The sequence below is a fragment of the Nitratidesulfovibrio oxamicus genome (genome assembly GCF_015731765.1).
GTDB lineage: Bacteria > Desulfobacterota > Desulfovibrionia > Desulfovibrionales > Desulfovibrionaceae > Cupidesulfovibrio > Cupidesulfovibrio oxamicus.
This window is the reverse complement of record NZ_VRYY01000130.1, coordinates 1-5,944: the sequence shown is the minus strand read 5'-3', so window position 1 is coordinate 5,944 and position 5,944 is coordinate 1. Positions and strand designations below refer to the sequence as shown.

The following is a 5,944-nucleotide window of genomic DNA, read 5'->3' as shown; positions in this document are numbered from 1 at the left end:
CGGCGGCCAGCACCGGCAAGGCAAGGCTGCCCAGCGCCGCGCCCGCAAGCACCCCCCAGCAAAACCCCTCCATGCCGCGCTCCGGGGCCAGCGCCCAAGACAGCACGCCGCCGCCGATGATGCAGCCGTTGTAGATCAGCGGCCCCATGGCGGGCACCGCGAACTGGCGGCGCATGTACAGCAGCGCGGTGACGCACGCCCCCGGCAGAAAGAAGGCCTGCGCGGGCAGGATGATGCGCAGGAACCGCACCAGCCGCGCCGTGGACGATGCGTCGAAGCCCGGAGCGGCCACGCGGGCCAGTTCCGGCGCATACCACCATGCCACGCCGGTCAGCAGGCAGATGGCGATGGTTATCCACCAGAACGAGGCGGCAAAGAAGCGCCAGCCGTCCTCCGGATCGCGCTCGAAGCGTTCCGACAGCAGCGGAATGAGGGTGATTGAAAAGTAGCCGCCCGCAAGCAGGTAGTTGATGAAGTCGGGCACCACGAAGGCGGCGAAGTAGATGTCCGCCTCTGCCGTGGCGCCGAACAGGTAGGAGATGACCTTGTCGCGCAAGAGGCCCATGAACCGCGACGCGAAGACGCTGGCCGCCATGATCAGGGCGGCGGCGCCCATCTGGTGGGTGCGGGTGAACAGCTTCATGCGGCGGCGGACTCTCCTGTGGCGGGCCAAGGCGTGACGGACGTGCGGTACGCAGGAACCACTACCCCATACCGCCCCGCTTGACCATACGGCGGAAAGGGCGGGCGCCACACCCGCACCCGCCCTGCCCATGAAGACGACATCTCCTGCCCCCTTTTCGGGCTTTCGGTCGCACAGTCACATTTTTATCAGCAGTGGTACTATACAAAACCACTCTCTGTGCGTGCTATCATGCTGGAAAAACAACTATACAAGCATTTCCTGATTTCCTGTTCATCCATTGACAACTGTGCACTCAACCGCTAGATATGCCCCATTCATGGAGAGAGGCGCGAGGGTCCGGCCCTGTGACCGCCCGGCAACCTGCCCCGACGTGACGCCGTCGGTCGGGACAAGGTGCCAACACCGACCGTGTAGCGCACGGGATCATGATCGCGGGCTTGCGGCGTCGGCCTCTCCATGCGAGGGGCCTTTCTGTTTTGGGGGCACCGTTCGGACGCTGGAGCCGTGCGGGGCATGTGGGTGGATTTCAGGCCAATTGCGCACCCACAGAAAAAAAATGCAGCTAACAGGCCGTTGCGCCACGGGGGCCGCCAAACACCCAGCCGGAACATCCGGCGGGACTGCGGACAGCCCAAGGGCGCACGGTGGTCCGCCGGACCAGCCCCCGGCGGATTGACCACGCGAAACCCGGACGGTTTCGCGAAAAAAGGGAGACACGATGAAGGATTTTCTGGAAAAGTTGCAGCCCGTTGGCGAGTGTGTGATCTACTACCTCTACCACAACGAGGACGAACCCATGCCCACCTGCTGGTCCGACCCGCTGGAACTCATGGGTGACATGACTCGCCTGCAACTCACCGACGCACAGATGCGCGAACTGCGCGACATCCTGAGCGAGGAAATCCGCAGCGAAGGCCCCGAGGCGGTCTGGAAGGGGCGCACCCTGCGCAAGAACATCATCCATTCCTGCGGCTACCTGGTGTAGCCGGGCACCTTCGGCGGGCGCGTCCGGCAGCGCGCCCTGCACGAAACGGCGCCCCGTTCCGGAACACGACGCAGCGACCAGCGAACCCCGGTCACTCCCCGCCCCGCGTGCCCGCGCGCACGGCGAACCACCAGGCCGGATAGCAAAACACGACGCCCCCGACGGGAAACCGGCGGGGGCGTTTTCGTTGGCGGCAGAAAGCGCGCGGAACTGCGGAACCTGCGGCAGCGCAGGCCATCAAGCTTCGCGGGGCGCGTATTCAAGTGCAAGGGGAGATGCAGCCGCCCCCCCCCTCAGTATTCGAACCCCAGTTCGGCCAGCAGGCCGGGCAGTTCGCGGAAATCGCGCATGGTGCGCACGCGGGCTGCGGTGCGCGCCTCGCGCACGCTGCCGTTGCTCGGCGGATCGAACCAGATGCCGTGCATCCCCGCCTGCGTGGCGCCCCACACGTCGCCGGTCCAGTCGTCCCCGATCATCACCACCCTGTTGGCGGGCAACCCCAGGTCGCGCAGCGCATACGCCCAGAACGGCGGCCAGGGCTTGGGCGACCCCGCCGAACGCCACGTGTACACCCCGGCCAGCAACGGCCCCACGCCCATGGATGCAAGGGCCGCGCGGATGGGGCCTTCGTCCGACTCCGAGGCGTTGGACGCCAGCGCCAGCCGCCAGCCAGCGGCCAGTGCGCACAACACCTCGCCCGCGTGGGGCATGGGTTCCTCGTCGGTCCAGCCGTGCTGCGGCCCCATCCAGCGGGGCATGACGCGCATCAGCGTGCCGCCCCAGTCCAGCAGCAGCGCCTTGTCGGGCAGCAGCGCCCTGTCGGGCTGGTTCGCGGGGTGCATGCCATGCGGTGCGGTGTCCGCGTCCGTGTGTTTCGCTTTCGCCATGGTTCCTCTCCTGCCCCGTGGTGCCCGTGCGCCGGGCCCGCGTCAAGTCTGAAAGGCCCGCATCCCCGCCGCTTCCCGTTCCGGCAAACGAAAAGGGCCGGAACCCGAAGGTTCCGGCCCACAGTCACGTGCGATGATGCGCGGGGCGTACCAGCCTTGCGGCCTAGTACATGCCGCCCATGCCGCCCATGCCGCCCATACCGCCACCGGGCATGGGCATGTCCTTCTTGGCTTCGGGCTTTTCGGCAATGGCGCATTCGGTGGTCAGCAGCAGCGAGGCAACGGAAGCCGCGTTCTGCAGGGCGATGCGGGTGACCTTCTTGGGGTCGATGACACCGGCCTTGATCAGGTCTTCGAAGTCGCCGGACGCGGCGTTGAAGCCGAAGCCGTCCTTGCCTTCGCGCACCTTCTCGACAACGATGGAACCTTCGTAGCCGGCGTTGGACGAGATCTGACGCAGCGGTTCTTCGATGGCGCGGCGGATGATGTTCACGCCGGCGGCTTCGTCGTCGTCAGCGGGCTTCACGTCGTCCAGCACCTTGGAGATGCGGATGTAGGCGGTGCCGCCGCCGGGGACGATGCCTTCTTCCACCGCAGCGCGGGTGGCGTTCAGGGCGTCCTCGACGCGGTCCTTCTTTTCCTTCATTTCGGTTTCGGTCGCGGCGCCCACGTTGATCACGGCCACGCCGCCCACCAGCTTGGCCAGGCGTTCCTGCAGCTTTTCGCGGTCGTAGTCGGAGGTGGTTTCGTCGATCTGGGCGCGGATCTGCTTCACGCGCGCCTTGATGTCGTCGGACTTGCCGGCGCCGTCAACGATGGTGGTGTTTTCCTTGTCCACAACCACGCGCTTGGCGGTGCCAAGGTCGGCCACCGAGATGTTTTCGAGCTTCACGCCCATGTCTTCGGACACCACGGTGCCGCCGGTCAGGACGGCGATGTCCTGCAGCATGGCCTTGCGGCGGTCGCCGAAGCCAGGGGCCTTCACGGCAACAACCTGAAGGGTGCCGCGCAGCTTGTTGACCACCAGGGTGGCCAGGGCTTCGCCTTCCACGTCTTCGGCGATGATCACCAGCGGACGGTTCATCTTGGCCACCTGTTCGAGAACGGGCAGCATGTCCTTCATGCTGGAGATCTTCTTCTCGTTGCAGAGAATGAAGGGCTCGTCGAGTTCGACGACCATCTTTTCGGGATCGGTCACGAAGTAGGGTGACAGGTAGCCGCGGTCGAACTGCATGCCTTCGACCACTTCAAGGGTGGTTTCCAGACCCTTGGCTTCCTCGACGGTGATGACGCCTTCCTTGCCCACCTTGGCCATGGCCTCGGCGATGATGTTGCCGATGGTGGTGTCGGAGTTGGCGGAAATGGTGCCGATCTGGGCGATTTCCTTCTGGTCGCGGGTGGGCTTGGCCAGGGTGCCAAGTTCCTTGACCAGCTTTTCCACGGCCTTGTCGATGCCGCGCTTGATGGCCATGGGGCTGCGGCCGGCGGCCACCAGCTTCACGCCTTCGCGGTAGATGGCCTGGGCCAGGATGGTGGCGGTGGTGGTGCCGTCACCGGCGATGTCGCTGGTCTTGGAAGCAACTTCCTTGACCATCTGGGCGCCCATGTTCTCGAACTTGTCCTCGAGTTCGATTTCCTTGGCCACGGTCACGCCGTCCTTGGTGATGACGGGCGAGCCGAAAGACTTTTCGATGACCACGTTGCGGCCCTTGGGGCCGAGGGTCACCTTGACGGCATTGGCGAGTTTGTCCACGCCGCGGGAAAGCTTTTCACGGGCCTTGACGTCGAACAGGATTTCCTTGGAAGCCATTGTATTCATCCTCCTCGGGAGTAAGTGCTGAGTTCGCGGGGCGTTATTCGATGATGGCGAGAATGTCGTCTTCGCGCATGACGAGGTGCTCGACGCCGTCAAGCTTGATCTCGGTGCCCGCGTACTTGCTGAAGAGCACCGTGTCGCCCTTCTTGACGGTCATGGCGATGAGCTTGCCGTCTTCCGCGACCTTGCCGGGACCGGCGGCGACGACTTCGCCGCGCGAGGGCTTTTCCTTGGCGGTGTCGGGGATGAACAGGCCGCCAGCGGTCTTTTCTTCGGTTTCGAGGCGCTTCACCAGAACGCGGTCATTCAAAGGCTTCAGATTCATGACAACTAGTCCTCCAACTTTAGGTGATCGCTGTTTGTCCCGTCCTTGGCACTCGCGGGGCGCGAGTGCCAACAACAAGGGCGGTCATCTCGCCGCGCGTCATGACAAGGTCATGCGCGCGCCCTCCCGCCGCGTGGCGGGGGGCGAAATTCGTCTCGCCCGGTGTATCGTGGCTGTTCGGCAGAAGCAGAACCCGCAAATGCCTTGTCTGGCAACGGGGGCCTTCCGCCGGGGCGGCTCCGCGCCCGCTTCCGCTGACGCGGTGGCGGTGCATGGCAACCGCGTTGGATAATAAGGCAGGTTTACGGGTTGAAAAGGGGGGCGTGTGCTTTTTTTTGCATTTTCTTCACGCGCCATGCAAATTCAGCGGGTTGCATGCCAGCCCTCCCCCTTTGAAAAACCTTGCCCCTCTGCGCCGTTCCGCACGTTGCGCCCCTTCGCCCCCTTTTCTCCCTTTTCCCCTGCCCGGCCAGACACCAGGACAAGGCGGATACGGGCTGATATGCCGCAGAGGAAAAACCCAGAAAATCCGGAGAATGGGCAAACCGGACGCTACGCCCGCTCGACCCCGGACACGTCCGTTCGCGGGGCGCGCGGCAGCCCCACAAGGATGGCCAGCACCCCCGCCGCGCCCAGCAGCAGGCAATAGTAGTTGGCCGACAGCACCGCCACGGGCGAGATGCCCGCGATGGACCCGGCCAGCAGCACCTGCGCCGCGTGCGGGGCAAGCCCCTGCACCACGCACGAGAAAATGTCCAGCAGGCTGGCGCTGCGGCGCGGGTCCACCCCGGAGGTGGCGGCAATCTCGCGCGCCATGCCCCCGGTCAGGATGATGGCCACCGTGTTGTTGGCGGTGCACAGGTCGGCCACGGCCACCAGTCCGGAAATGCCCGCCTCTCCGGTACGGACGGCGGCCCCTCGGCTGCTGCCGGGTCGGTCGGTGAAACGGCGCACGGCGGCCAGCAGCCAGGCCACCCCGCCCTGATAACGGATGAGTTCGCCAAGGCCGCCCATGAGCATGGACAGCACGAGAATCTCGTGCATGCCGGTAAAGCCCTTGTAGATGTCCTGGGCGAATCGCAGCGGGGTGTAGCCGTCCACCACGGCCATGCCCACGCCGCCCGCCAGGGCGATGCCCGCGAACAGCACGGCGAACACGTTCATGCCAGAAAGCGCCATGGCCAGGATGGCGATGTAGGGCAGCACCGTGACAAGGCGGTAGCCGCCGGGCGCGGCGGCCCGGCCCGCATCGCCCGCCAGCCAGAACACGGCCACGGCCAGCAGC

6 protein-coding genes and 1 riboswitch are annotated in these 5,944 nt (G+C 65.5%); of the genes, 1 reads left to right on the top strand and 5 read right to left on the bottom strand.

Annotated elements, in window-relative coordinates; translation table 11 throughout:
• Positions 1-643, bottom strand: a 643-nt coding sequence (locus tag FVW20_RS05865; RefSeq protein ID WP_307831386.1) for a lipid II flippase MurJ, incomplete at its 3' end; no start/stop codon positions are given.
• A 314-nt stretch (positions 644-957) separates the two neighbouring features.
• Positions 958-1,078, top strand: a riboswitch (SAM riboswitch).
• A gap of 286 nt (positions 1,079-1,364) precedes the next feature.
• On the opposite strand from FVW20_RS05865, the gene FVW20_RS05860 reads away from it, so the two are divergent.
• On the top strand, positions 1,365-1,631 hold the full coding sequence (locus FVW20_RS05860) for a hypothetical protein (protein WP_196608692.1): 267 nt from the start codon (positions 1,365-1,367) through the stop codon (positions 1,629-1,631).
• Positions 1,632-1,924: 293 nt separating this feature from the next.
• Here the strand turns inward: FVW20_RS05860 and FVW20_RS05855 are convergent, their stop codons facing one another.
• The 4 genes from FVW20_RS05855 to FVW20_RS05840 form a co-directional block, all read right to left on the bottom strand.
• A complete protein-coding gene (locus FVW20_RS05855; RefSeq protein ID WP_231038906.1) occupies positions 1,925-2,518 on the bottom strand; it encodes an HAD family hydrolase in 594 nt (197 codons plus the stop codon).
• Positions 2,519-2,681: 163 nt separating this feature from the next.
• On the bottom strand, positions 2,682-4,328 hold the full coding sequence (groL, locus tag FVW20_RS05850; RefSeq protein ID WP_196608691.1) for a chaperonin GroEL: 1,647 nt from the start codon (positions 4,326-4,328) through the stop codon (positions 2,682-2,684).
• A gap of 43 nt (positions 4,329-4,371) precedes the next feature.
• Entirely contained in the window at positions 4,372-4,659 is a 288-nt protein-coding gene (groES, locus tag FVW20_RS05845) for a co-chaperone GroES (protein WP_167122072.1), read from the bottom strand.
• 552 nt (positions 4,660-5,211) lie between these two features.
• On the bottom strand, positions 5,212-5,944 hold a 733-nt coding region (locus FVW20_RS05840; RefSeq protein WP_504739143.1), incomplete at its 5' end, for a Na+/H+ antiporter NhaC family protein.

What these genes read in the sequence shown, in the direction of transcription:
- FVW20_RS05860 (WP_196608692.1), top strand. Translation starts at nt 1,365, where the DNA reads ATGAAGGATTTTCTGGAAAAGTTGCAGCCCGTTGGCGAGTGTGTGATC.
- groL (WP_196608691.1), bottom strand. Translation starts at nt 4,328, where the DNA reads ATGGCTTCCAAGGAAATCCTGTTCGACGTCAAGGCCCGTGAAAAGCTT.
- FVW20_RS05855 (WP_231038906.1), bottom strand. Translation starts at nt 2,518, where the DNA reads ATGGCGAAAGCGAAACACACGGACGCGGACACCGCACCGCATGGCATG.
- groES (WP_167122072.1), bottom strand. Translation starts at nt 4,659, where the DNA reads ATGAATCTGAAGCCTTTGAATGACCGCGTTCTGGTGAAGCGCCTCGAA.